19 protein-coding genes, 1 tRNA gene and 1 pseudogene are annotated in these 26,533 nt (G+C 39.7%); 10 read left to right on the top strand and 11 right to left on the bottom strand.

The features are described 5' to 3' along the window. Positions 1 to 395 (top strand): annotated as a pseudogene (tnpA, locus tag AACV00_RS00805) (IS200/IS605 family transposase); the annotation flags it as partial. Between the two features lie 149 nt (positions 396 to 544). Here the strand turns inward: tnpA and groL are convergent. From groL to AACV00_RS00790, 3 genes are all read right to left on the bottom strand, one after another. Further along, positions 545 to 2,191: a chaperonin GroEL gene (gene groL / locus AACV00_RS00800; protein WP_004245716.1), complete on the bottom strand. Its 1,647-nt coding sequence runs from the start codon at positions 2,189 to 2,191 to the stop codon at positions 545 to 547. Between the two features lie 52 nt (positions 2,192 to 2,243). After that, positions 2,244 to 2,537, bottom strand: a complete 294-nt coding sequence (locus AACV00_RS00795; protein ID WP_004249265.1) for a co-chaperone GroES — start codon at positions 2,535 to 2,537, stop codon at positions 2,244 to 2,246. A 169-nt stretch (positions 2,538 to 2,706) separates the two neighbouring features. Further along, complete coding sequence (locus AACV00_RS00790) at positions 2,707 to 3,213, bottom strand: FxsA family protein (RefSeq protein ID WP_004245719.1); 507 nt, start codon at positions 3,211 to 3,213, stop codon at positions 2,707 to 2,709. Between the two features lie 372 nt (positions 3,214 to 3,585). Here AACV00_RS00790 and aspA point away from each other — a divergent pair, with 372 nt between their 5' ends. The 4 genes from aspA to AACV00_RS00770 all read left to right on the top strand — a co-directional run bounded on the left by aspA (position 3,586) and on the right by AACV00_RS00770 (position 7,629). Further along, on the top strand, positions 3,586 to 5,010 hold the full coding sequence (aspA, locus tag AACV00_RS00785; RefSeq protein WP_004245720.1) for an aspartate ammonia-lyase: 1,425 nt from the start codon (positions 3,586 to 3,588) through the stop codon (positions 5,008 to 5,010). A 158-nt stretch (positions 5,011 to 5,168) separates the two neighbouring features. Then, positions 5,169 to 6,494 carry an anaerobic C4-dicarboxylate transporter gene (locus tag AACV00_RS00780; RefSeq protein WP_004245722.1) on the top strand — a complete coding sequence of 442 codons (1,326 nt, stop codon included), beginning with the start codon at positions 5,169 to 5,171 and terminating at the stop codon, positions 6,492 to 6,494. Between the two features lie 192 nt (positions 6,495 to 6,686). Beyond that, on the top strand, positions 6,687 to 7,259 hold the full coding sequence (gene dicD / locus AACV00_RS00775) for a division control transcriptional repressor DicD (RefSeq protein WP_004249263.1): 573 nt from the start codon (positions 6,687 to 6,689) through the stop codon (positions 7,257 to 7,259). 294 nt (positions 7,260 to 7,553) lie between these two features. Next, positions 7,554 to 7,629, top strand: a tRNA-Phe gene (locus AACV00_RS00770). Between the two features lie 185 nt (positions 7,630 to 7,814). Here AACV00_RS00770 and AACV00_RS00765 read toward each other — a convergent pair. From AACV00_RS00765 to AACV00_RS00755, 3 genes are read right to left on the bottom strand one after another with little or no spacing between them, the layout of a single operon-like run. After that, entirely contained in the window at positions 7,815 to 8,018 is a 204-nt protein-coding gene (locus tag AACV00_RS00765) for an integrase (protein ID WP_237584903.1), read from the bottom strand. After that, positions 7,987 to 9,165, bottom strand: coding sequence for a TPM domain-containing protein (locus tag AACV00_RS00760; protein ID WP_104459571.1), 1,179 nt, complete (start codon positions 9,163 to 9,165; stop codon positions 7,987 to 7,989). Before AACV00_RS00760 ends, AACV00_RS00765 begins: the two co-directional genes overlap by 32 nt. Then, positions 9,162 to 9,758 (bottom strand): LemA family protein, encoded by a 597-nt coding sequence (locus AACV00_RS00755; RefSeq protein ID WP_004249259.1) that lies wholly within the window; start codon positions 9,756 to 9,758, stop codon positions 9,162 to 9,164. Before AACV00_RS00755 ends, AACV00_RS00760 begins: the two co-directional genes overlap by 4 nt. Positions 9,759 to 10,236: 478 nt before the next feature. Here AACV00_RS00755 and AACV00_RS00750 point away from each other — a divergent pair, with 478 nt between their 5' ends. From AACV00_RS00750 to AACV00_RS00740, 3 genes are all read left to right on the top strand, one after another. Then, positions 10,237 to 10,866 (top strand): OB-fold-containig protein, encoded by a 630-nt coding sequence (locus tag AACV00_RS00750; RefSeq protein WP_012368448.1) that lies wholly within the window; start codon positions 10,237 to 10,239, stop codon positions 10,864 to 10,866. Positions 10,867 to 10,952: 86 nt separating this feature from the next. Beyond that, complete coding sequence (locus AACV00_RS00745; protein ID WP_004250158.1) at positions 10,953 to 13,148, top strand: hypothetical protein; 2,196 nt, start codon at positions 10,953 to 10,955, stop codon at positions 13,146 to 13,148. Between the two features lie 92 nt (positions 13,149 to 13,240). Continuing rightward, positions 13,241 to 18,175, top strand: coding sequence for a DNA repair ATPase (locus AACV00_RS00740; RefSeq protein WP_004249254.1), 4,935 nt, complete (start codon positions 13,241 to 13,243; stop codon positions 18,173 to 18,175). A gap of 244 nt (positions 18,176 to 18,419) precedes the next feature. Here AACV00_RS00740 and AACV00_RS00735 read toward each other — a convergent pair whose 3' ends face one another. The 5 genes from AACV00_RS00735 to AACV00_RS00715 form a co-directional block, all read right to left on the bottom strand. Beyond that, the gene (locus tag AACV00_RS00735) at positions 18,420 to 19,742 is read right to left on the bottom strand and encodes an MFS transporter (protein WP_049218962.1); all 1,323 of its coding nucleotides are present in this window, start codon (positions 19,740 to 19,742) and stop codon (positions 18,420 to 18,422) included. Positions 19,743 to 19,824: 82 nt separating this feature from the next. After that, a complete protein-coding gene (gene fixX, locus AACV00_RS00730; RefSeq protein ID WP_017827370.1) occupies positions 19,825 to 20,112 on the bottom strand; it encodes a ferredoxin-like protein FixX in 288 nt (95 codons plus the stop codon). Continuing rightward, entirely contained in the window at positions 20,109 to 21,401 is a 1,293-nt protein-coding gene (locus AACV00_RS00725; RefSeq protein WP_104459569.1) for an FAD-dependent oxidoreductase, read from the bottom strand. Before AACV00_RS00725 ends, fixX begins: the two co-directional genes overlap by 4 nt. 55 nt (positions 21,402 to 21,456) lie before the next feature. Further along, positions 21,457 to 22,395 carry an FAD-binding protein gene (locus AACV00_RS00720; RefSeq protein WP_004249234.1) on the bottom strand — a complete coding sequence of 313 codons (939 nt, stop codon included), beginning with the start codon at positions 22,393 to 22,395 and terminating at the stop codon, positions 21,457 to 21,459. 11 nt (positions 22,396 to 22,406) lie between these two features. Then, positions 22,407 to 23,180, bottom strand: a complete 774-nt coding sequence (locus tag AACV00_RS00715; protein ID WP_004249233.1) for an electron transfer flavoprotein FixA — start codon at positions 23,178 to 23,180, stop codon at positions 22,407 to 22,409. Between the two features lie 598 nt (positions 23,181 to 23,778). Between AACV00_RS00715 and caiT the strand changes: the two genes are divergently transcribed. Beyond that, positions 23,779 to 25,293, top strand: coding sequence for an L-carnitine/gamma-butyrobetaine antiporter (caiT, locus tag AACV00_RS00710; protein ID WP_004245792.1), 1,515 nt, complete (start codon positions 23,779 to 23,781; stop codon positions 25,291 to 25,293). Positions 25,294 to 25,335: 42 nt separating this feature from the next. Then, positions 25,336 to 26,478, top strand: a complete 1,143-nt coding sequence (gene caiA, locus AACV00_RS00705; protein WP_004245793.1) for a crotonobetainyl-CoA dehydrogenase — start codon at positions 25,336 to 25,338, stop codon at positions 26,476 to 26,478. Positions 26,479 to 26,533 lie beyond the last annotated feature (55 nt).

Genomic DNA, 26,533 nt, shown 5'->3' with positions numbered 1-26,533 from the left:
GCCGTGGCAGACATTGTGTATTCCTGATGCACGTCCATTTGGTCTTTGTCACAAAATACCGGCGAAAAATATTTGATCAGGATGCAATTGAAAAATTGCGAGGCTACTTTGCCAGTGTTTGTGCTGATTTTGATGTTGAACTGGTTGAAATGGATGGGGAACGGGATCACGTTCATTGACTGATTAATTACCCGCCAAAACTGGCGATATCTAATCTGGTTAACAGCCTTAAAGGGGTATTGAGTCGATTACTTCGACGTGATCGTCCTGATATTGCCCAACGTTATTACTACAAGGGGGTTCTTTGGTCGCCGAGTTATTTCGCGGGGAGTTGTGGTGGCGCACCAATATCCATTATCCGCCAGTACATTGAGCAACAGGAAACACCGAGTTAGTTAAAAAACCGCGCCTTATATCCCCGACCTGAAGGACGGGGTTTTACGGTGCTTTGGATAAAAATGATATAAACAGCCAGAACGACTTATTATGTAAAAAAACCCGAGCCTAAGCTCGGGTTTTTGGTGTAAAACAGCTAGCTGATGAATTACATCATGCCGCCCATTCCACCCATGCCGCCCATTCCACCAGCAGCACCTAAATCCATTTTTTCGTCTTTAGGTAAATCTGTCACCATAGCTTCAGTGGTGATCATCAGACCTGCGATAGAAGCTGCGAATTGCAGAGCAGAACGAGTCACTTTAGTTGGATCTAAGATACCCATTTCAATCATATCGCCATAAGCTTCTGTTGCAGCGTTATAACCGTAGTTACCTTGGCCTGCTTTCACATCGTTAACTACCACAGAAGGCTCTTCACCTGCGTTAGCAACGATTTGACGCATTGGCGCTTCCATTGCACGTAGTGCAACACGGATACCAACTGTTTGTTCTTCGTTATCACCTGTCATTTCACGCAGCGCATTAGCAACGCGAACAAGTGCAGTACCACCACCAGCAACAACGCCTTCTTCAACTGCTGCGCGAGTTGCATGCAGAGCATCATCAACACGAGCACGTTTTTCTTTCATTTCAACTTCAGTTGCCGCACCGACTTTAATTACCGCAACACCGCCAGCTAATTTAGCCACACGCTCTTGCAGTTTTTCACGATCGTAATCTGAAGTTGCATCTTCGATTTGTTGACGGATTTGAGCAACACGGCCACTGATAGCCTCTTGTTCACCCAGACCATCGATGATGGTTGTCGTATCTTTGTTGATAACAACACGTTTCGCTTGGCCTAAATCTTCCAGCGTTGCTTTTTCTAACTCCATACCGATTTCTTCAGAAATCACAGTACCATTAGTTAGAATAGCGATATCTTGTAACATTGCTTTACGGCGATCACCAAAACCTGGTGCTTTAACCGCAGCAACTTTCACGATACCACGCATGTTGTTGACGACTAATGTTGCCAGTGCTTCACCTTCAACATCTTCTGCAATGATCAGCAGAGGTTTGTTTGCTTTAGCAACACCTTCTAAAACAGGAAGTAATTCACGGATATTAGAGACTTTTTTATCAACTAATAGGATGAATGGATTTTCTAACTCAGCTGTACCTGTTTCTGGTTTGTTGATGAAGTAAGGAGACAGGTAACCGCGGTCAAACTGCATACCTTCAACAACATCCAGCTCATCTTCTAAGCCAGTACCTTCTTCTACAGTGATGACACCTTCTTTACCCACTTTTTCCATTGCTTGAGCAATCAGAGTACCAACGGTTTCATCAGAGTTAGCAGAAATAGTACCTACTTGAGCAATAGCTTTAGTATCTGAACATGGAACAGACAGTTTTTTCAGTTCTTCTACTGCGCCCACAACGGCTTTATCGATACCGCGTTTCAGATCCATAGGGTTCATGCCAGCGGCAACTGCTTTTAAGCCTTCGGCGATAATTGCTTGTGCTAACACTGTTGCAGTTGTAGTACCGTCACCTGCCGCATCATTAGCTTTAGAAGCAACTTCTTTCACCATCTGAGCACCCATATTCTCGAATTTATCTTCTAATTCGATTTCACGGGCAACAGAAACACCGTCTTTAGTGATAACAGGTGCACCGAAAGATTTATCTAAAACAACGTTACGACCTTTAGGGCCTAAAGTTACTTTAACTGCATCTGCAAGAACATTAACACCACGTAACATTTTATTACGAGCGTCTATACCGAATTTGACGTCTTTAGCTGCCATCGTATATTTCCTTTGAATTCGTTCAGTTTAAGAAGATCTTAAAAGAGAAAAATTATGCTTCTACAATTGCTAAAATGTCGCTTTCAGACATGATAAGCACGTCTTCGTTATCAATTTTTTCTGATTTAACACCATAACCATCGTTAAAAATTACGATATCGCCAACTTTAACATCGAGTGGTTTGACTTCACCGTTTTCCATAATACGGCCGTTACCAACTGCTAAGATTTCGCCACGAGTTGATTTACCCGCTGCAGAGCCAGTCAGTACGATACCACCTGCTGATTTAGCTTCGACTTCTTTACGTTTAACAATAACACGGTCATGTAATGGACGAATCTTCATTAATAGATCTCCTATAAAAAAGTCCATATCAGGATTAAGGTTGATACCAGTGCCTAAGATGAACCAGTACCATGACGATACAAGTGGGGGCATCCAATAAAACTTCAAGGGGGAGAAAAGTGTTTTTTTTCAAAAAATCCCCTTTTTAGATGATTATGCTTATAGTTAATTATTTTTTATCAGAAAAATGGTCATTATCCTGATGTTCATCCTTATTATTCAGTTGCTTACTAGGTGAATCTTCTTTACGTTGATATTCACCTTCAAAAGTACTCCCACCTTGATGGGAAGAAAAGCCATTTCCACCCTGTCCGGGGGTATAAATTTTGATACGCGTAATCAGTTTTGTTACCAATAGCGCTTGTAATGGGGGTAACAATAAAAGTAAGCCGAGGAAATCAGTAAAGAAGCCAGGGATCAATAACAAAATCCCTGCCAACACCAACGAAACGCTTTTCACCATTTCAGCCGCAGGCACTTCTCCCATGGCTAATTTTTGTTGCATTGAAGCAATATTTTTCACACCTTGATTTTTGACCAAAGAGATCCCGACACAAGAAGTCAGTACCACTAGGAATAGGGTTGTAAGAACGCCAATTGAAGAGGCAACATGCACAAAAATCACAGCTTCTATATAAATAAGAAGGCAGATAACAATTAATGGGAGCCAACGCACTTGGTTCTCCTTTTATAAAAAAGATTCATATTATTAATAGAAAGGAGTGTGAACCACCTCTAAGCTAACAGCTTATACACTCGCTTTTTCTTAGTTTATCTACATAATAATGGGGAGCCTAATCCTCCTTTTCAAGGGAGCATAAAAAGAGAAGTAGAACTGTAAAATCCATGAGATAGATCACAAAAAGAAAATAATTCAGCGTTATTTACTTATAAAGTGATCCAGCTTAAAGGTATTTGCTTACAACCCGAATATGATCGTGTCAGTACCAAGCAAAACGGTAAGTTATATTACATTATTAACCGTTAACGATATATTTTATTAACAAGCGCATAACTAGACAGTTAAAATTTTAATAAGAAGGTTCTCATGTCAAATAAAACTCGTATCGAAGAAGACCTGTTAGGTAAAAGAGAAGTTCCTGCTGATGCTTACTACGGCGTCCACACTTTACGTGCAATTGAAAACTTCTACATCAGTGATCGTACAATCAATGATGTTCCAGAATTCATCCGCGGTATGGTCATGGTGAAAAAAGCCGCTGCATTAGCAAACAAAGAGCTTCACACTATTCCTCGCGAAATCGCTGATACGATTATCAAAGCCTGTGATGTTGTTTTAGAAACAGGCAAACACATGGATCAATTCCCAGTTGATGTATTCCAAGGTGGTGCTGGTACTTCATTAAACATGAATACTAACGAAGTTATCGCAAACATCGGTTTGGAATTAATGGGTCATCAAAAAGGTGAATATCAATATCTGAACCCTAACGATCACGTGAATAAGAGCCAATCAACAAACGACGCTTATCCTTGTGGTTTCCGTATCGCAGTTTATAACTCTGTTATTAAATTAACTGAGTCTATTGAGTTACTGAAAGCAGGTTTTGATAGAAAAGCAACTGAATTTGAAGACATCCTGAAAATGGGTCGTACTCAATTACAAGATGCTGTACCAATGACTTTAGGCCAAGAATTCCACGCTTTCTCAGTATTAATGAAAGAAGAAATCAAAAACCTAAAACGTACTGCTGAATTACTGTTAGAAATGAACTTAGGTGCAACTGCTATCGGTACTGGTTTAAATACTGCACCTGGCTACCAAAAATTAGCTGTTGAAAAATTAGCAGAAGTAACTGGTTTACCTTGCGTTCCAGCTGAAGACTTAATCGAAGCAACCTCTGACTGTGGTGCTTACGTAATGGTTCACGCTGCATTAAAACGTCTAGCAGTGAAAATGTCTAAAATCTGTAATGACTTACGTTTACTTTCTTCTGGTCCTCGTGCCGGCCTGAAAGAAATTAACCTGCCAGAATTACAAGCAGGCTCTTCAATCATGCCAGCTAAAGTAAACCCAGTTATCCCAGAAGTTGTGAACCAAGCTTGCTTTAAAGTTATCGGTAATGATACTTGCGTCACCATGGCAGCTGAAGCAGGTCAATTACAATTAAACGTAATGGAACCGGCTATTGGTCAAGCAATGTTTGAATCAATTTCTCTATTAAGCAACGCTTGCCGTAACTTAGTTGAAAAATGTGTTGATGGTATCACTGCTAATAAAGAAATCTGTGAACACTTCGTATTTAGCTCAATCGGTATCGTAACTTATCTAAACCCATTCATCGGTCACCATAACGGCGACATCGTTGGTAAAATTTGTGCAGAAACAGGTAAGAGCGTACGTGAAGTGGTATTAGAACGTGGCTTATTAACTGAAGAACAACTGGATGATATCTTCTCTGTTGAGAACCTAAAACACCCGGCTTACAAAGCAAAACGCTTCGATGATTAATATTTATGTTTCATAACATAATCATGTTAAACATAAGAATGAGCTCTTAAAAATACAAGGCACGGACTCTTTAAGAGACGTGCCTTTTTACTTGATTGTAAAAACAAAAATTTAACTTATCTTTCTCATTTTTTTAATTATCTCAAGGAGTAAACGCTATGTTAGCCGTAGAATTGATTATCGTTCTGCTGGCCATTTTCCTCGGTGCGAGACTAGGAGGAATTGGTATCGGGTTTGCCGGTGGTTTAGGGGTGTTAGTATTAGCCGCTATCGGTGTTAAACCAGGTACTATCCCTTTTGATGTGATCTCCATCATTATGGCTGTTATTGCCGCAATCTCTGCGATGCAGGTTGCTGGTGGTTTAGATTATTTAGTTGATCAAACAGAAAAACTATTAAGACGTAATCCTAAATACATCACAATACTTGCGCCAATTGTGACTTATTTATTAACTCTCTTTGCAGGTACAGGTAATATCTCTTTAGCTACATTACCTGTTATTGCTGAAGTTGCTAAAGAGCAAGGCATCAAACCTTGTCGCCCATTATCAACAGGTGTGGTTGCTGCGCAAATTGGTATTACAGCATCACCTATTTCTGCTGCGGTTGTTTATATGGCATCTGTCATGGAAAACCCTGCAATGGTCGGTGAAGGTAATACAGTAAGTTATATCACTCTGTTATCTATTTTATTACCAGCGACCTTCCTTGCTATTATTCTGATGTCATTCATCATCTCTTGGGTATTTAACTCAAAACTGTCTGATGATGCGATTTATCGTCAACGTTTAGAGCAAGGTCTAGTTGAATTACGTAATAGTAAAGAGCGTAGAGAAACATTACCGGGTGCTAAATCTTCTGTAATGCTATTCTTACTTGGTGTTATTTGTGTGGTCACTTATGCCATTATCAATAGCCCAAGTTTAGGCATTGTAAAAGAGCCGTTAATGAACACCACTAACGCTATCCTTATCATTATGCTGAGTGTGGCAACCCTTATCACTGTTTTCTGTAAAGTTAAAACAGATAACATCTTAAACTCAAGTACATTTAAAGCAGGTATGAGTGCATGTATTTGTATTCTGGGTGTTGCTTGGTTAGGTGATACTTTCGTTTCAAGTAATATCGATTGGATCAAACTGACTGCCGGTGATTTAATCACAGGTCATCCTTGGTTATTAGCGGTTATTTTCTTCTTCTGCTCTGCCTTATTATATTCACAAGCGGCAACAGCAAAAGCATTAATGCCAATGGCTTTAGCTTTAGGTGTTTCTCCATTAACAGCAATTGCATCATTCTCAGCCGTTTCTGGTCTATTTATTCTGCCAACTTACCCAACACTGGTTGCTGCCGTTCAAATGGATGACACTGGTACAACTCGTATTGGTAAATTAGTCTTTAACCATCCATTCTTTATCCCTGGTACTATCGGTGTGATATTAGCGGTCGGATTTGGTTTCCTCTTCGGCGGTATGATTTTGTAGTTTAAAACCAATATTTAAAAAGACATTGCAAAAAGCTTTACTTTTTAACTAGATATAAAAATAAGTCCCCTCACCCAAATGGATGAGGGGATTTTATTTTGACGCTATCCCTCTAGCGTCTGTGACTTTCATTTCTGATTAAAATCTGTTAATTATGGTGCTCTTGCGACACTATGATTTAAGGAGATTTCCGTGCAACGTGAAGCATTATTAGACCACGTACTTATCCAATTAGAGCAACATGGGCTTGCCGCTACGTTGCCTGAGTTATTGCAGGGATTTGCTATTACTGAATCTGAACTCCAACCTTTTTGGCCTGATAAAGACGCGTTAATTTTTGATTGTCTACGCCATCATGGACAGCAAATTGATATTTGGCAACGTCAAGTGATGTTAGATGAAACGCTGACCACAGAGCAAAAATTACTAGCACGTTACGATCAGCTGGCTATGCGCTTAGAAAAAAATCGTTTCCCAGGCTGTTTGTTTGTCGCTGCTTGTAGTGCTTATCCTGATGAGCATTCACAAATCCATCAGTTAAGCCAGCGCCAAAAGCAAAGCTCATTTGAATACTCTAGAACGCTACTACGCAAGCTTGATCTTGAAGATAGTGAGTTAGTCGCTAAACAAATGGAACTCATCTTAGAAGGCTGTTTAAGTCGCTTAATGGTCAATCGTCGCGCTGACGATATCACTACAGCAAAACTATTAGCTCAAGATATTCTTAAAATCGCCCAATGTCGTAAAAATGGTGCGCTAAGCTGATTGCATATCAACATTGCAATTAGAGTAATTGCTCATTTAATTCTCTTATTCCATTACTCTCGATGAGAGGAAGAGAAAAGCGGTTAAGTGATAAGCAAAGGAAAAATATCTCTTTAAAAGATAAAAATGGACTATCTTTACTGATTGTTATTTAAGCATTTTTTATTAGAAAATCGCTTGTGCTGAAAAATCAGACTCAAATAGAATAAAAAGAGAGCAAACAAACTTATTTTTGCATTTTTTATTAAAAAGACGTTGACGCATCACGCTGAATACGGTTTAATGCGCCTCGTTGCCCGGATAGCTCAGTCGGTAGAGCAGGGGATTGAAAATCCCCGTGTCCTTGGTTCGATTCCGAGTCCGGGCACCATTTTAAAACTTGTTAATCAGCAATTTAAATAGCTGAGAGAACAACTAAGGGTTAGAAAAATATATTTTGATATTATCATCTTATATTGAAACTCTTAAATAAAACAGGCTTGTTTTGCAAGGCTGTTTTTTTTTATTTTTACTACTCTCTACCGCATTTACTTATATCGTAGTCAAATACTACTTCTAATATTCTCGCCCCATTAATTCCGCTTCAAGTATATCTCGCAAGTTATCAACACTTTCATCAATGTATTCTAATATCGATGTAATACTGGCATGCCCTAATAGCCTTTTCACAACATGCAGATTACGCTCTGGTGATTGCATCATAAGATAAAAATAGCGACATATTCCTCTACCAACTCCCTGAAGCGCCCCCACCACCACTCGAACCACCGCCACCACCGCTAGAAGAACTAGAAGAGCTTGATGAACTTGATGAACTTGATGAATAAGACGAACTCGAATAACCACCAGAGCCTGAATAACCACTACGTCTACGAATACGTTTTGAATATGGCAGTTGATTAAACGGTGAACCAAACGGACTAGCGACACAAATCGCTTTCCATTCTTTTCGTTGTTGCCGATAAATTGGAAATAACAGGTTGATAATACCAAATAAAACCACTAATACGATAAAATTACATAATAATGACAATATGACTATTATCACTAAAACAAAATTATCAATAATACCATCAAGAAAGACTTGTGTATAAAACATCACCGCCGCAAAACAGAGTGTCATGGGGAAAAATAACGTTGAAAATGTAGGAAAATAGTACGAATATTGCAGATAATTTTTCAACTGTTTACGTTGCTTTATACTTAACTTACCTTTTTGGTCTGCTGGATTTTTCTTTTTTCTTCCTCTAGGCGCTAATAATTGATTAATTTTGGTTTTTATTTTTCGCGTCGAGAATATCAACTGAAACCAATAAACACCGCCTAATATTACCAAATAAATTAGGATAAAATGTGTGTGGAATATTTTAAGTGTATTAGTATTTATCTGTGAGTTAGTGAAACTTATTGGTTCATGATTAACGGCTTGAATAGCATTTTTAACCCCTTGTTCGATGCCTGCATAATAATTATTTGAACGAAAAAATGGCAACATTTCATTGCGAATAATTCGTCCTGCCAGTACATCAGTTAATGCTCCCTCATAGCCATACCCGACTTCAAAACGAACATTACGATCATTAATTGCCACCACGAGCAATAATCCATTATCTTTCCCTTTTCTGCCTATCTTCCATTGATTAAAAACACGAAAAGCAAAGGATTCGATGGTTTCTTTCCCTGTCGTTGGAACGATATAGACAACAAATTGTGATCCATCATTACGACTATTTTCGAAGTTAACCAATAAAGTATTTAACGCTTTGAATTGTTGTGCAGTCAATAAATTTGCACTATCAATCACTCTATCTGTTTTTAGTTGAGGAATATCATTCGCTGATGCACTCACTATCACGCTAAAGCTAAATAAGAACAAAGAGAATAAGAATAAAACCTTACGTATCATGAGGCAAAGTCCACCACTGGTGTTACTTTTATTTCCTGTTCACTCTCAACAGTGAAATTGACTTTTTTATCATATCCCATAACGATAGCTATGAAGTTATAAGGAAACTGTCTAATCTGAGTATTATAATGACGAACTGCCTCGATATATCGCCCTCTAGCAACAGAGATACGATTTTCGGCTCCCTCTAATTGCACCATCAGATCTTGATATAATGTGTTAGCTTTCAAGTCAGGATATCTTTCTGAAATAGCTAAAAGACGTGATAAAGATTTGCCCAAATCATCCTGTGCTTTTTGATAACTCGTAGCAAGTGTAGAATTTTCAAATAAACGCGTATTGACATTAATTTGTCCAACAGACGCTCTTGCCTTTACAACATCTTGTAATACTTGGCTTTCATAATTTGAGTACCCTTTAACTGTATTGACTAGATTAGGGATCAAATCTAAACGACGTTGATATTGATTTAATAATTCTGATGCCGCCGCAGTAACTAACTCGTCATTCTTCTGGATTTTATTATAAGCATTAATCAATACAACAAAAATAATGATAAGAAGCAAAACCAAACCAACGACTAACTTACGCATAAAATATCCTTTTATTGGTGAGCTTTTAGTTCTATGACAGCAATAAATTTATCATTTTTATCAACTAAAAAAAATCATTTAATATTATTACCCATTTTTTATTGTGGTTACTATTTTTAGTCGATCTTTTCTTCAGTATTTTTCAACAATACCCCTATCTTCTTAATGAAATAGAATATTCACTCAATATATTTATTTTTTGCACAACAAAATAATTATTACCTTAAGATAAGGTATTGCCATCAGAGTAAAATCACTTTTATCTTTTTTAAAGAATGATCTGATTTTCTAATACAGAAGAATTAATACTATCTTATTGCTATCTCAGTCATTTATCTTAACTACCAATGAACATAAAAATAAATTAAGATAGACAAAATGTGTTCTCAACCACATGTTTTTGCAACCATTTAACATAGTATTATTAGTATTAACCTAAAAGAGACACGCTCATCTCGTTAATTTAAGAGAACGCTTTATGAACCTTTTTTTCCAAAATAGCTTAGCCTTTCCTAGCATTATCTTTAGTGCCTTACTTATTATTATCCTCTTTTATTGGCTATGTGCTGCTTTTGGACTATTAGATATCGATTTATTTAATATCGATAGCGAATTAGATGTCGATGCGACGGGCCTTGCGGGTTGGCTAACTAAATTAGGGCTTGCCGGCATTCCGGTAACCATTATATTAACCTTCTTCACTTTGTTCGGCTGGTTTATTAGTTACTTTTGCGTACATTGGTTTATTCGTTTTATTGAAACAGATTTATTGCGTTATGTTATCGGCTTTATTGCTTTTATTATCATCAGCTTTGTTTCTCTTAATTTAACAGCGCTATGCTTAAAACCAATCCGCAATAAGCTCATTTCTCGTAGCAAACCTAAATCAGTTCACCAACTAGTAGGAAAATTTGCTGTAGTACGCTCCGAATATGTCACAGAAAATAAAGGTGAAGCCCTATTAGAAGATGGTGGTGCCGGTTTAATTTTACAGATCAGAGCGCCAGCAACAGAAAATATTAAACGAGGGGATAGCGTAATTATTATTAGTTATGACGCGCCTACTCATAGTTATCAAGTCGTAACGGAAGATGAATTTCACCGCTAATGATAAATTCGGTGAAAGGAAAATAAGTTAACAGACACATTAAGATTAAAAATGACGACATCGTCTGAACCTATGGAGAAAAATGTATGGATTTGGCTTTCGTTATGCCTTTCTTAACAATTATTGGCTGTGTGATCTTAGTTATTTTAGGACTCTTTGGTTTATTCAAAGCGTTTTATATTAAGGTTCCACAAGGTACAGCATTAATTGTTAACGACATGACATCACAACCTAAAGTTCATTTTACTGGGGCTTTAGTTTATCCGGTTATCTACAAAAAAGAGTTTATGCGTATTTCGCTTTTAACCTTAGAAGTCGATCGCCGTGGTAAAGATGGATTAATTTGCCAAGATAATTTACGTGCAGATATTACTGTCGCCTTCTACCTGCGTGTTAATGAAACGACGGAAGATGTATTAAAAGTCGCTAAAGCGATTGGTGTAGATAGAGCATCAGATCATCAAGCCGTGAGTACATTATTTAGTGCTAAATTCTCTGAAGCCTTAAAAACCGTCGGCAAACAATTTGAGTTATCGAAATTATTTGAAGATAGACAAAATTTCCGTGATCGTATTGTTGATGTGATTGGTAAAGATCTCAATGGTTATGCGTTAGAAGATGTGGCCATCGACTATTTAGAGCAAACCCCTAAATCAGCCCTTGATCCAAATAATATTTTTGATTCAGAAGGTATTCGCAAAATTACCGAAATTACTGCAATACATAATATCGAAACGAATCAAAAAGAGCGTGACCAAGAGTTAGCGATTCAAAAGAAAAATGTTGAAACTCGCGAAGCAAGTCTGGCTTTAGAGCGCCAACAAGCAGATGCAGAAGCTCGCCAACAGCGTGAAATTGATAATATCCGTGCCCGTGAAAGTTCAGAAACCTTACGAGTACAAGAAGAAGAGCGTCTAAAAGCAGAGCAAGCTCGTATTCAAACTCAGCAAGAAATTGAAATACGAGAAGAAAACCGTATGCGTGAAGTCGAAGTCGCGCAACAAAACCGCACCAGAGCGGTAGCTATCGAGCAAGAGCGTGTTAATCGTGCCCGTGAATTAGAAATTGTCGCTCGTGAGCGAGAAGTTGAACTACAACGTATTGAAAAAGAAAAAGCGTTAGAAGAAGAGCGCAAAAATATTTCAAATGTGATCCGCGAGCGTGTTGCTGTTGAAAAAACGGTCGCACAAGAAGAAGAGCGAATTAAAGAAGTACGTGAAGTCTCAGAAGCTGAGCGTATGCGCCAAGTGACGGTGATTAATGCGCAAGCTGAAGCCGAAGAATCTTTAGTACGCCAAGTGAAAAAAGCCGAAGCGGATGAATCAAGTGCAAAACATAAAGCTGAAGAAATCAGCACCATGGCAAAAGCAGAATTAGAAGCCTCTGTGAAACAAGCTGAAGCGAAAAAACGCTTAGCTGAAGGGATCGAAGCTGAACACGCAGCATTAGGCCTTGCCGAAGCACGTGTTCGTCAAGCAACTGCCGAAGCAGAAGAAAAAGAAGGTTTAGTACAAGCCAATATCACAGCGGAACAGCTGTTGGCACAAGCGCGTGGCTTGAAAGAAAAAGGCTTAAGCGAAGCGCAAGTCATGGAAGCAAAAGCACAAGCGCAACAACAACAAGGTTTTGCTGAAGCGAAAATTCTTGAAGAGAAATTAGCAGCTCAAGCTCGCGGTGAAGAGCAACAAGCGAATGCCAAAGAAAAACTGGGTCTTGCTGATGCGAAAATTCTTGAAGAAAAACTGGCTGCTCAAGCGCGTGGTGAAGGTCAATTAGGTTCAGCACAAGCAGAAGTGATCCGCCAACGTCTGAAAGCAGAAGCTGACGGTTTAACAGATAAATTCAAGTCAATGGATCACCTCAGTGATACTGCTCGTGCTCATGAAGAGTTCCGTATGCGCCTTGAAAAACAATTTGAACAAGCCATGGCTTCTATTGAAGCAAATAAAGAGATTGCCCGTGAGCAAGCAGATGTATTAGCAGCTGCACTGAGCAAAACGAATATTGAAATTGTCGGTGGTGATGGCAACTTCTTTAATACCTTCTCTAAAGCACTGAGCTTAGGTAAAGCGGTTGATGGTTTTATGGATAAAAGTAGCTTTGCCAAAGAGAACGTTGAGAAATTGATTAATCGTACTCAACAAGATAAAAATTTAGATGTTGCTTCACTGCTAAAAAATCCAGAAGTTCAAGAATTAATTAATGGATTTATGGCGACTAAAGGTGCGGGTCAACTGATCAAAGAAGTCACAGCAAAATCAGACACCCCAAAAGAAGATTAATATCGCTCTAAAAGGAGAGGAAAAGACATAGAGAAATTCTCTATGTCTTTTCGATTGTTTCTATCGTTTAAGCCAAGGAAATCCGTTATACCATGTCTGATATTCATGATACGAATCGCGAACAGGAAATACTTGATAGCGCTGTTGCACAAGGTGGCGCATATGAAATATTGCGTAAACGCCTTACCGAGCAAGGTCAGCAGTTACATGTAAAAGCCACTGAACTCAATCAGCATCGATTAGCTGAATTTGGTCAAAGCCAAATGGATATCATTGGCCGTATTCGTATTCGAACAGAGAATAATTGCCAAGCAAGAGATATTGTTCGCGTTGGTGAATGGTTACTATTTGGTTATAACGTTTTCCTCGGTTTAAAACGAGAAACGCACCTTGAAGATGTTTTTTCACTTTATCGCTTAATTGATAATGATGGCGAGTTTGATGTTGAAGCGGTTGCTTATGAAGGCACTTTTTTAAATGATAATCGCTTTATCCAAGATTTTACCGAGCTATACACTTACTATAAAAATACGCAACTACTACAGCTAGTTGAGCGTGATGGTAAATTACTCGCTAGTTTTCAAATTGGCGATCGTATTACCGATGTACGCGTCTTCCGTTGGTCGATATCCAGTGACAAACAACGTATTGAATATATTGATAATCGTGGCGAACGCGATATAGCACTCCCCCCTGCTTACGATTTTGATTGGATAAAAACACAACGTGAAGATACGGTAAATGGGCGTTTTCCTCATATCAACATTTTAGATACAGTCTTTGTAGAAACCACCGGTGGCGATTTGACTGTCAAATGTGAAAACAATACCGAAGATGGTTTAGGAATTTATCGTGAAGCGGTCTTAGATAAAAACCAGTCCCTTGATGATGCACAAATTGAATATGCACAAACTGGCAGTTTAATTTTATTAAAAGTGCTTCCTTACCGCGAAGAGAATTGGCGTTATTTAGTCTATAACACACTAACACAAAGTGTTCAGCGTATTGATGCCATTGGGCAAGCTTGTGTGCAACTTCCGGAAGATCACGGTATCATTTTTCCCGGCGGCTACTATCTACAAAATGGCGATTACAAAACCTTTGATCAACCAATGGAAGGTATGTATTTTCGTCGTTTACGTCGTTCACCTAACGGCGAAGATGTGCTGTATGTCTTCTATTCACCGACACAAGGTCGTCTCGCGCTATTTAATTACAATATGATTGAGCGTAAATTGGCGACACCATTGGTCGGTCATGGCTATGCCATGCTAGAAGATGGCAAAATGGTGCTATTTGAAGGAGAAGGCGAAGAAGCTACCCGTGTTCACCCGATGCAAGTTTGGCAAACGCCCTTCTATTCTGAAGAATTTGCCGATAAACAACCGCCACGAAACGGCTTTTATGGGCGTATTGGTAATGCCGATTTAGTTCGCGGGATCTCAGAAATTTTACATGTCGCTAAAGAAATTGAAGGTAGCCAAGTTTCCATCGCTCGTTATGAGCAACTTAGCCAACAACCAAAAAGCTTATTAGATCTCTATTACTGGTTTAATGATGAACACTGTCTAGGTATTGGCCCCTTACTAAAAGAGATCGCTCAAACAAGTGAATTAGTGCTTGATGAATATGAAAAAGTCGAAAGTATTCGTCAACAATCAGCGAAATCAATGCAAGAAGCGATCAACCGTCAGAAATCTCTGTTATCACTGACACTGCCTGATAGTTGGACCGATATTCAACAATTTGTTGATAGTTTAAATTCGCTCAATACACACCATGGACACCTTATTTCTTTGCGTGAATTCCGTTATATGGATTTAACGCAATTAAATAAAATGGAAACGGAAATAACCGAGGCACAGCAACGTGTTTCGCAAGCCACAGCCCAATTTCTTGCCAGCGACAAAGCGCTACAGCCTTTTAAAACACAGCTTACTACTTTTGAACAACAGATAGAAAAAGCACAAAACAGTGCTCAGCTTGATGTACCAATGAATGAGATGGCGCAGATGTCAGAAGATTTAGACATGCTGTCAAATCTGATGGCATCACTCACCTTTGAGGATGTGACGCAACAAACACAGATTATTGATGCCATCTCCCAAATTTATGCACAACTCAATCAATCACGAGCTCGCTTACAGCAAAAAAGAAAATCACAAAGTAGCGTAGAAACCATCGCTCAATTTGGTGCGCAATTCCGCCTATTTAGTCAGGGGATCACCAATGCTTTATCACTGGCAACAGATCCGGAACGTTGTGAAGAGCAGCTTTCACGATTGCTAGTACAGCTAGAAGAATTAGAAAGCCAATTTAGTCAGCATGATGAATTTCTTGATGATATCTTGTCAAAACGAGAAGAGTTATTAGAGACTTTTGAGGCGCATAAACAATCGTTACTTGATGATCGTCAACGTCGTTCACAAAGCTTATTAACTGCTGCTAATCGTCTCTTAGAAAATCTGCAACGTAGAACAACTCGGTTGCAATCACAAGATGAATTAAATGCTTTTTTTGCCTCTGATCCTTTAGCATTAAAAACACGTGAAATCATTGAAAAACTAAGAGAAATCAATGACAACGTTAAAGCAGATGATATTGATGCCCGTCTTAAATCGTCTCGTGATCAAGCCATCCGTATCTTACGTGATAAAACGGATATCTTTGAAGAGGGTGGCAATGTTATTAAATTGGGCCCTCGTCACCGTTTTAGTGTTAATACACAAGAGCTAGATCTTACTATTTTACCGAAAGAAGATAAGCTTTGGTTATATCTAACCGGTACCGATTTCCAAGAGCCAATCGACCATCCAGAGCTTGAAACACTGCGCCCTTACTGGAATGCGACATTAAGTTCAGAATCTGAAACGGTGTATCGTGCGGAATATCTCGCCTATTCAATTATCTATGCTGCATCAAAACGTCAAGATGGATTAACCCTAGAAATCTTAAAAGAAGCACTGAGTGTACCTGAAAAATTAGAAAAGTTAGTACGTGATTTCGCAACACCTCGCTATAAAGAAGGCTATGAAAAAGGGATCCACGATCATGATGCTATCGCCATTCTAAAGAAACTTCTACCTGTAGGTGAAAGTGCTGATCTGCTTCGTTATAACCCAACAGCACGGGCAATTGCTGCTATTTTCTGGGAAAAAGTACAAACTAATGAATACCCAGCATTATGGCCAGAGCGCGCACGAACGGCAGTGAATATTCAACAACTGTTTCATAATGATGATGCATTAATTGATTTACAGGCAGAAATAGAAGCAGATATCCGCCTATTCCTTACTGATAATCCGATTAAATGTGGATCTTATGTTCCGATCCAAGCCGCTGAATATTTAAGTTTTGCACTAGCAAGAACACCAATAGAATTGGTTTACAGTAAATATGCCAAAGAGCTCGTTGTTGCCTTACAAAACCGATTAGAAGCCGCTCATATGTGGATTGATTTTAATCGTTCACAACAAAATTTAGCCTCACGTTATGCACAACGTTGGGCATTGATTCAAAATTGGCTACAAGGATTGTGCTCTCAAGCCGATTATGCTCATCTAACCCCTTATATTCCGGGGGCAATTGCCATTATTATGTTAGATAAAATCGCCTCTGCACGTTATAGCGAGGTTGATTTATACTTTAAGGTAAACGGATTATTAGGTGAGCATCCTACTATTGAAAATCAAACACTTTCATTGAGTTTAGATGATTATTTCAGTCGTATGCGCGGACAGCGTAAAACCTTTATTCCCGCCTTTAATCATTATCTGACTTTACGACAAAAAATTGTTCTTGAAGAGCGTCAGCGTTTAAAACTGGATGAGTTTAAAGCAAAACCTCTCAGTTCATTTGTGCGTAATAAACTAATTAACGATGTCTATTTGCCAATTATTGGTGACAATATGGCAAAACAGATTGGTGCATTAGGTGAAGGGAAACGCACTGACTTGATGGGATTATTATTAATGATCTCCCCACCAGGTTACGGTAAAACGACCTTAATGGAATATGTAGCCGATCGTTTGGGACTGATCTTTATGAAAATAAATGGCCCTGCTTTAGGTCATAATGTTTTGTCATTAGATCCCGAACAAGCGCCAAACGCAACAGCAAAACAAGAGCTAGAAAAACTCAATCTTGCCCTTGAGATGGGCAATAATGTGATGTTGTATGTCGATGATATTCAGCATACACACCCTGAATTCCTACAAAAATTTATCTCGCTATGTGATGGCACACGCCGTATTGAAGGGGTTTGGAAAGGGAAAACCCGAACCTATGATATGCGCGGTAAAAAATTCTGTGTGGTGATGGCCGGTAACCCTTATACCGAGTCTGGTGAACTATTTAAGATCCCTGATATGTTAGCTAACCGTGCTGATATCTATAATCTTGGTGAGGTATTAGGGGGAATGGATGACGCCTTTGCACTCAGTTATATTGAAAATAGCTTAACCTCTAACTCAGTTCTTGCTCCCCTTGCTTTACGTGATCTAAACGATCTCTATCTTTTTGTTGATAAAGCCATGGGTAAATCAGTTTCAACCAATTCCCTCAGTTATCCTTATTCGGATGCGGAAATTAATGAAATTGTGATGGTATTAAAACATCTAATTACTTTGCGTGATGTGATTTTAAAAGTAAATCAACAATATATAGCAAGTGCGGCACAATCCGATAAATATCGTACTGAGCCTGCATTCCGCTTACAAGGCAGTTATCGCAATATGAACAAATTAAGCGAAAAAGTCTCTGCGGTTATGAATGAGAAAGAAATTGAACGCTTACTCGACGATCACTATCTTGGCGAAGCCCAATTACTCACAACGGGTGCTGAAGAGAACTTATTAAAACTGGCGGAAATACGTGGCACATTAACCGAACAAGATGCTATTCGTTGGCAGCAAATCAAAAAAGATTTTATGCGCAACAAAGCATTAGGTGGCGATAATGCTGATATTGGCGATCGCGTAGTGTCACAGTTGGCGAATTTAGTAGAAAGTGTGCAGAGTTTACGCTAAAAGAGATAAATTAACCTTATTTAGCTCACTTATTTTAGTGGGCTAAATAGGGCATAGATCATGTTTTATAAATTGAGCAACCCACTCCAAAAATCATTGATTAATTGGAATACTACAACCCATGTACAATCCTTACTAACAATCTTTCTCATGTTTCCATGTTCACGATATACATCTGTTCAAGATTAGTGAACAAGGGAATATCGTGAACAGAATATGGTTAAATATTTTACAATTAAAGGGTTTATTTACCACGTCGCATAGGCATCGTTGATGTCTGCTTTAACGTTAATCCCTTCGTTTCTGGTGCAAACAGTACTGATACCATCATCCCAAACAGAGAAATAGCCGCCCCCACCAGCATTGTGGTATTGATCCCATAAGTGGCAATAAAAGCGGGAAGCGCACAGGTGGAAATAACCGTCCCAATACGGCTTATCGACATAATAACCCCCACCGCCGATGCTCGGATATCGGTTGGAAATAATTCATTCGGATAAAGCCACTGTAAAATGCCAGGTCCTCCCGAGAAAAAAGCGTAGGTAGCAAACGCTAAGATAACGAATAAAATCGGTAAATTCGGGAATATCCCCAGCGTGAATAATGCTAAAGTCATCATCGCAAAACTACCAATTAACAGTGGGCGCCGCCCCGTTTGGTTTAACCAAAACATCGCAGGAATACAACCCAACATAAAAAATAGACTGATCACGACATTGCCTAATGCCGCACTTCTTCCTGTATCCCATCCTAATAAACCGACGATTTGAGGGCCAAAGGTATAAATGGCAAACATCGGGATCACTTGGCAGGTCCAAATTACGGCAACAAAGAGCACAAATGAGAAGTGGCGTTTATTAAATAATTCGATAAAACGGGTCGTTTTAGCATCTTCTGCTTCAAAGACCACAGGCTCGCCAAAGAGTTTGATCATCATTTTATTACACTCTTTAATACGCCCTTGGCGTATTAACCAAAGCGGTGATTCAGGGAGATCAAAGCGACCAATTAGAATAATAACGCAAGGAATAAAAGCACTGCCTAACATCCAACGCCAGCCATCTTGGACATCATATAAAAGGTAACCCACTAAATTGGCACATGTCGCACCGATATACCACATAGCAGCAATAAATCCGACGGCAAAGGCACGTTGCTTTTTATTGGAAAATTCGGTGATCATCGAGGTTGCAATAGGATAGTCAGCGCCAATCACAATCCCAATAAGGAAGCGCATCACTAACAACCCTATTGGTGTTGAAACAAACATGGTCGCAATAGAAATCACCGCAATAGCCACAATATCAACGAGGAACATTTTACGGCGCCCTACTTTGTCACAAATATAGCCAAAAAGTGAGGTACCAATAAAAAGCCCTGCTAATGTTGCCGCACCAAGCAAACCAATCCATCGCGTATCAAGCTGTAATATAGGTGTTAATTGTTCGAGCGCCACACCAATAATGACTAATACATAACCATCAAGAAAAGGGCCGCCACTTCCCCATAACATCACTCGACGATGTACTGAGGTAAAACGAATATCATCAAAGTTTCTGGGCTGCATGACTGCGTCCTAGTCTATTTTTTAACCAAAGAAAGAAAAGCTCCCAGGCCGGAGACAGCGCTGGGAGAAAAGTAGCGATACATCATCCGTAACGATATTCCACGCCAAACGTTCCGCGTGGGTATTCCCATTTTTCAAGCGCACTGTCTAAACCGAGAATTCGACAGGTTCCACACTCTAAGCACCCTGCATAATCAAAGCTGACGCTACCATCTTGTTGTTTTTTATAAAGACCCGCAGGACAAGCTTTTACCAGTGTGTCTAATACTTGCATATCAGGTTGCTGTTTAATGACGATATGTGGATTTTCTTCATCGACATTAAATTTATTGATGCCCAATTTGACATCGACATTTACAGGAGAACTCATATTGCTTTTACTCCTTTGATCCCATCTTTTATTAAATTCATCCACCCCACTTTTTTGCTATGACGCATGATGGTTTTACGCATCGGTACAGGGGCATCATCGGTGACAGTAAAGAGATCTTTTGCAATACCAACCACCATGTCAGGATAAGCAGTAAACATACGCGGATTATCTAGTAAATCAGGCATACGTTGATATGCTTTCATATCGCGCAAAGGCCCCTGTGCTAAATGGTTGAGATACTCATTAAGGGTTTGTTTACTAAAATCATTTTTTGCCATTGCTGAAAGCACCGTTTTTGCAGCAGCTTCCCCTGAAGCCATGGCTAAATCCATCCCTCTAATGGTAAAACCTAGATTCATACACATGCCTGCCGCATCTCCTGCTATCAAAACACCATCGCGAACAAGTTCGTGTTGCATTCGCAAACCTGCCTCAGGTACCACATGGGCGCTATATTCCACCATTTTTCCATCAGCAATTAGCGGTGCTACAACGGGGTGTTGTTTAAAATCTTCTAGCATTTGTGGAACCGATTTTTTGGCATCTTTAATATGGTGAAGCCCACAGACAAGCCCCAAAGAAAGCGTCGTTTTATTGGTATATAAAAAACCGCCCCCCATTAACCCATCGGTAGGAGAGCCGGCAAATAACCAAGCTACACCTTCGTTATCTTTTAGGTTAAAACGATCTTTAATGACACTTTCAGGCAGTTCGATGATCTCTTTTACGCCCACGGCAACATTTTCAGCTGCAACTCGTTTTGTCATGCCTAACTGTTCAGCCAAAAATGAGTTCACACCATCAGCCAAAATCACCGCTTTGGCTTCTAATACATCACCATCTGCTTCTACACCGACAATTTTACCGTCACGCTCAACTAACTTATCAACACGAATGCCCGTGATACATTGGGCGCCTGCATCTTCGGCTTGCGCCATTAGCCATTGATCAAATTCACCACGTAATACAGACCAAGAGGCATGATTAGGGTTATGCGTTTCAGCGTTTTGATAGTCGATAGTCATAGCCCCTGTTTGTGTCATAAATGACAGTTTTTCATGGGTGATCACCCGCTCAACCGGAGCCTGTTGCGCAAATTCAGGAATGATGCGCTCAAGGGTATGGGCATATAGACGCCCCCCCGTTACATTTTTTCCGCCAGCGTAGTTCCCTCTTTCTATTAGCAATACCTGCGCACCTTCTCTGGCTAAAACAAGTGCAGCCACAGAGCCCGCTAATCCTGCGCCAACAATAATGGCATCGAAAATATCTTCGGAATCGGACATAACATCTCCAGAACTTGCAAATAAAGCAGAGAAGTTATCTTCTCTGCTGACTAAATCAGTTAGATAGTTGACGGGTAAGTGCAGGCAAAATCTTCATTAAATCACCGACAATGCCGTAGTCAGCAAATTGGAAGATAGGTGCATTTTTATCTTTGTTGATCGCCATAATGGTTTGTGATCCATTTGCACCAACCATATGTTGGATTTGCCCTGAAATACCCACCGCCAAATACAGATCTGGCTTAAGCATCAGGTTAGAAATGCCAACATAACGCTCATGCTCCATCCATTTTTCATTTTCAGCCACAGGGCGAGAGCAGGCGATTTCAGCCCCAATCTCTTTTGCTAACTCTTCTGCAATAGCAATATTTTCTTTACTGCCAATACCACGACCAACACTGACCACAAAACGGGCTTTATCCAGATCGACGGCATTGATTTTTCTTGGCTGAATGGACTGGCAAATAATGCTTTGTGAAGGGGCAATCCATGCTACTTTTTGTGCCGTACCCGTAGCCTGTGTTTCTGATGCAACGTCAAAAGCGCCAGTGCTTGCGGTAACAACACAATAAGGTGTTGTTAATGTTTCATCACCAAAGGCAAGTCCACCGTAAACCATATGTTTTGCCACTAATGCATCATTTTGGGTACTTAATGATTGTGCATCATTTGATACTACCGCGGCTAAACGGTGACCTAAACGAGCGGCAAATAATTTGCCACGACGCGTATTCGGCAGTAAGACCAAGCCGGCATCGCTATGTGATTTAATGGTTTCAACGATACTTTGTGCATAATCTTCCATAATGCGATCATCAGGTTTACCTTCTAATTGGAAAACCGCTGTCGCCCCTAATTTAAAGGCAGCGATGCTTTGCTCATCATTAAAGGTAAAGACATTGATTGATTGACCTAATGAAGAAGCACCTCCCATTAATTCTGGTAAAGGGGAAAGTACATCACTCAACACCCAAACAGTTGAAAACTGGCTCATAACTCCCCCTATTACTTAATAATTTTTCGTAAATATTCTGCAAATTCAGCAATTTGATCGTCGCCATCACCTTCAATAATGATGCGCTGACGTACTTTTTGTTTCGGTGCTAACACGGTTTGCTCTGAACGTGGCGTTATGGGCTCTAAACCAAGATCGGCCACACTCCATTGTTGAACCGGCTTTTTAGCGGCACCTAAAATGGCTTTCATGGATGGAATTTGCGGAGAGTTGATATCGGTAGAAACGGCAATCACCGCAGGTAAGGTGATAGTAAGCGTTTCAATTTCGTTTTCTAATTCGCGTTCAACGGTGATGGAATCAGTTGTAATAGAAACAATTTTATTAACCCCATTAATGGCAGGAATATTCAAGATCTCCCCCACCAGCAAACTCACTTGTTGGGAACTTAGATCTGCCGAGCCATCACCACATAAGATAAGATCGTACCCCTGCTTAGTTGCAGCTGCTGCAAGCACTGTCGCCGTTTGATAAGGAAGAGAAGCTTCCAATTGCTCATCGACCACCACCACGAGATCATCAGCACCACGAGATAACACATCTTTACGTGCTTTAGCGTTAGTCAGCGCGTTACCACCTACGCTCATTGCCGTAATTTGAATACCATCAAGTTGTGTTTTTAACTGATTTGCCGCTTCAATCGCATTTAAATCATATTGGCTAATTTTGTTATTGGCGCGCGAAAAATCGAGTGAACCATCGGCATTATTGACCACAATATCCTGTTCATCGGGAACACTCTTGTAACATGTAATAATCTTCATTACATCTCCTGAAATTAATAAATATGTCATTTACTCTGGCAATGTAATATACAATTAGCACAATTAAATGATTAAGAAATTAAATCTAGATCACCAATATTGAAGATTATTAAATAAGAGATGGATAGCGTTCAATATTGCTAAATACATCACCAATATTGAAATTAAATTTAATTAAAGTGATTAACTTTCAATATTGTTATCTGGATCAACAATATTGAACATAATAAGAAATGAGTTATTTAATATTCAATATTGCCACAAAGATCAACAATATTGAAAGAGCGGATATAACACATTTATTACAAACCTAAATATATCATTATTTATCAATCAATTAAAATGAAAACAAAAGGTTATAAAACGTAACATAAAATCGACAAAAAGAATAGTGTGAAGTGAATAGCAGAATGAAACATTAATAATATCCATTATTCTTCTTCATTAATGATTTTATAAATTAGCCAATCGACTTGTTTTTTGATTATGATAAAAACCAATTAATGGAATATATAGGATCTAACTAAAAGAGTTTATTCGAAATTAGGAATTAACACTTATTAAACTTCTGCGCTAAATATATTTGGAAAATTTACCTATGAGCAAAGATAATAAAAAGGCAGGAATAGAACCGAAGGTTTTTTTTCCGCCATTAATCATTGTTGGTATTTTATGCTGGTTAACGGTACGCGATCTTGATGCTTCAAATGAAGTGATCAATGCCGTTTTCAGCTATGTTACCAATGTCTGGGGTTGGGCCTTCGAATGGTATATGGTGATCATGTTCGGGGGTTGGTTCTGGTTGGTTTTTGGACGTTATGCCAAAAAACGCCTGGGCGATGAGAAACCAGAATTTAGTACGGCAAGCTGGATCTTTATGATGTTTGCTTCTTGTACATCAGCGGCTGTACTGTTTTGGGGCTCAATTGAAATATACTACTACATTTCAAGTCCTCCTTTCGGTATGGAAGGTTACTCCGCGCCAGCCAAAGAGATAGGGTTAGCTTACAGCTTATTCCACTGGGGCCCGCTACCTTGGGCAACCTATAGTTTCCTGTCTGTCGCCTTCGCTTACTTCTTTTTTGTGCGCAAAATGGAAGTGATCCGCCCAAGTAGCACTTTAACGCCATTAGTGGGTGAAAAACACGTTAATGGTTTATTTGGTACTGTCGTCGACAATTTCTATTTGGTCGCCTTGATCCTAGCAATGGGCACCAGCCTTGGGCTTGCAACGCCTTTGGTAACTGAATGTATTCAATACTTATTTGGTATTCCTCACACTCTACAATTAGATGCCATTATTATCTCTTGCTGGATCTTACTCAACGCTATTTGCGTGGCATTTGGTCTACAAAAAGGGGTAAAAATCGCCAGTGATGTGCGTACTTACCTGAGCTTCTTAATGTTAGGTTGGGTATTTATCGTGGGTGGTGCCAGCTTTATTGTCAATTACTTCACAGATTCTGTGGGTACATTGCTGATGTATATGCCACGTATGTTGTTTTACACCGATCCTATTGGTAAAGGGGGTTTTCCTCAAGCTTGGACTGTCTTCTATTGGGCTTGGTGGGTTATTTACGCCATTCAAATGAGTATCTTCTTAGCGCGTATTTCTAAAGGTCGTACTGTTCGTGAATTATGTTTAGGAATGGTATCAGGTTTAACCGCAGGAACTTGGCTGATTTGGACTATTCTGGGGGGTAACACTTTACAACTGATTGACCAAAATATCCTTAATATTCCGCAACTGATTGATCAATATGGTGTGCCACGCGCCATTATCGAAACATGGGCCGCTTTACCCCTCAGTACAGCAACCATGTGGGGCTTCTTTATTCTCTGCTTTATCGCCACCGTCACTTTAATCAATGCCTGCTCTTACACACTAGCAATGTCAACTTGTCGCTCCATGAAAGAAGGGGCTGAACCACCATTATTGGTACGCATCGGCTGGTCTGTATTAGTCGGTATTATCGGCATTATTTTACTAGCATTAGGCGGCTTAAAACCGATCCAAACCGCCATTATTGCCGGAGGATGCCCACTATTTTTCGTCAATATCATGGTCACCTTGTCCTTTATAAAAGATGCCAAAGTGCACTGGAAAGATTGATCTCCCTATACGCAAAAAATGACACATTAAGAGGTTATTAACATGGATTTTAGATTGAATGATGAGCAGGAACTGTTTGTTGACGGTGTCCGCGAATTAATGGCCAGTGAAAACTGGGAAGCTTATTTCGCACAGTGTGATCGCGAAAGTAAATACCCAGAGCGTTTTGTTAAGGCCTTAGCGGATATGGAAATTGACAATCTGCTTATCCCTGAAGAGCACGGTGGCTTAAATGCCGGATTTGTTACTGTTGCCGCAATTTGGATGGAATTAGGTCGTTTAGGTGCGCCAACCTATGTGCTCTATCAATTACCGGGGGGATTTAACACCGTATTGCGTGAAGGGACTCAAGAACAAATCGACAAAATCATGGCGTTTCGTGGTACAGGCAAACAGATGTGGAACTCAGCGATCACTGAACCGGGGGCCGGTTCTGATGTGGGCAGCTTACAAACCACTTATACCCGTAAAAATGGCAAAGTTTACCTCAACGGTAGCAAATGCTTTATCACCAGTAGTGCTTATACCCCTTATATCGTCGTGATGAGTCGTGATGCGGCTTCCCCTGATAAACCCATCTTTACCGAATGGTTTGTCGATATGAGTAAACCCGGCATTAAAGTCACTAAGCTAGAAAAACTGGGTTTACGTATGGATAGCTGCTGTGAAATCACCTTCGACAACGTTGAACTTGAAGAAAAAGATATGTTTGGTCGCGAAGGTAACGGCTTTAACCGTGTGAAAGAAGAGTTTGATCATGAGCGTTTCTTAGTGGCACTGACTAACTATGGTACCGCCATGTGTGCGTTTGAAGATGCGGCGCGCTACGCCAACCAACGGGTTCAATTTGGTGAGACTATCGGTCGTTTCCAACTTATTCAAGAAAAATTCGCCCATATGGCGATCAAACTCAATTCAATGCGCAACATGTTATATGAAACTGCATGGAAAAGTGACAATGGCTTAATTACCTCCGGTGATGCTGCAATGTGTAAATACTTCTGTGCGAATGCAGCCTTTGAAGTGGTTGATAGTGCGATGCAAGTGCTGGGTGGTGTGGGGATCGCAGGTGAACACCGTATTGCACGTTTTTGGCGTGATCTACGCGTTGACCGTGTATCTGGTGGCTCTGATGAAATGCAGATCCTGACATTAGGACGCGCTGTACTGAAACAGTATCGTTAATTAATCGCAGAGCACTCTCTTAACATCAAGTGAGGGAGTGTTCAAACAGTCCACT

Source organism: Proteus sp. G3927 (assembly GCF_963894685.1).
Taxonomy (GTDB): Bacteria; Pseudomonadota; Gammaproteobacteria; order Enterobacterales; family Enterobacteriaceae; genus Proteus; species Proteus mirabilis.
This window is presented reverse-complemented; position numbering and strand designations above follow the sequence as displayed.